Source organism: Streptacidiphilus jiangxiensis, assembly GCF_900109465.1.
Lineage (GTDB): Bacteria > Actinomycetota > Actinomycetes > Streptomycetales > Streptomycetaceae > Streptacidiphilus > Streptacidiphilus jiangxiensis.
In genome coordinates this window covers 1-1,119 of record NZ_FOAZ01000092.1, presented here as the reverse complement: position 1 = coordinate 1,119, position 1,119 = coordinate 1, and the positions used below count along the sequence as shown (strand labels likewise).

Below are 1,119 nucleotides of genomic sequence, written 5' to 3'. Positions count from 1 at the left end.
GTACTCATCTCCGTAAAGACACCGGGCGTGCTCGGTCAGCGTGCTGTGCATGAGCTGCACCCTACGACGTCATGATCCGCCGGACAGGCCCTAGCGGCTCTGCAGACGCGAGCAGGGCCCGTCCGTTCGGACGGGCCCTGCTTCGTTGCTTGTCTGTCGGCTCAGTACCAGCCGTTCGCCTGCCAGAAGGACCAGGCGGCGTTCGGGCTGCCGTAGGTGGAGTTCATGTAGCTCAGCGCCCACTTGATCTGGGTGCTGGCGTTGGTCTCCCAGTCGGCACCGACGGAGGCCATCTTGTTGCCCGGCAGGGCCTGGCCCAGGCCGTAGGCACCGGAGGAGGCGTTGGTCGCGGTGACGTTCCAGCCGCTCTCGTGGGAGATGATCTGGTCGAACGAGGCGATCTGGTCGGCCGGCACGATCGACGCGGCGAGCGCCTGGGCCTCGGTCGGCGCGATGGCCGTGTCGGCGTGAGCGGCACCGCCGACGCCCATGACAGCGGCGGAGGCGAGGATGCCGGCGCCGGCGATCGAGGCGGACAGGGTGCGCAGCGAACGAATGCGGAAAGCCATGAAGAAACAGAACCTCTGATCTCGGGGGCAGGGTGCAGGACTCCGGTGAACCGGTGCTCCGGGGGCTTGGCCCAGCCGGTGCGGCCTGACATCAACCACCGTGCCGGAACTGGCCCAAACGGCGCAACCACCCCAAATACGACTCTCCATAGTGGACAAATCGGACTTATCGCCATCCTGACGCCAAGCCAGCAGGGCCCCGACTCCTATTCCCGCTAGTAGGTCGAGTTTCCCTGTGGCACAGGTCACCCGCAGTCTTGCGCACCGCTGTCAGCGCACTACGCTCCGTCGGTCCTTTCTCCTCATGGAGGGGATGTGCCCGCGTCCCCGTCCGAGGCCTCCGGGCGACCGACCGTGGGGTGGCCACCACGGACCGTGACGGTCCGGGGACGCGAAAGAGGTGCGGGGCCAAGGCCCCGCACCTCTTTGGGCAGCTGACTGCTCCGGTTACTCCGCGACGGCCTTCTTCAGGGCCTCGACGCGGTCGGTGCGCTCCCAGGTGAAGTCCGGCAGCTCGCGGCCGAAGTGGCCGTAGGCGGCGGTCTGGGAG

1 protein-coding gene is annotated in these 1,119 nt (G+C 67.6%); it reads right to left on the bottom strand.

What is annotated here, in order from left to right; translation table 11 throughout:
* Positions 1-161: 161 nt before the first annotated feature.
* Positions 162-569, bottom strand: coding sequence for an aggregation-promoting factor C-terminal-like domain-containing protein (locus BMY61_RS43815; protein ID WP_075004334.1), 408 nt, complete (start codon positions 567-569; stop codon positions 162-164).
* Positions 570-1,119 lie beyond the last annotated feature (550 nt).

Coding starts and splice junctions, on each gene's coding strand:
- BMY61_RS43815 (WP_075004334.1), bottom strand. CDS start 569: ATGGCTTTCCGCATTCGTTCGCTGCGCACCCTGTCCGCCTCGATCGCC.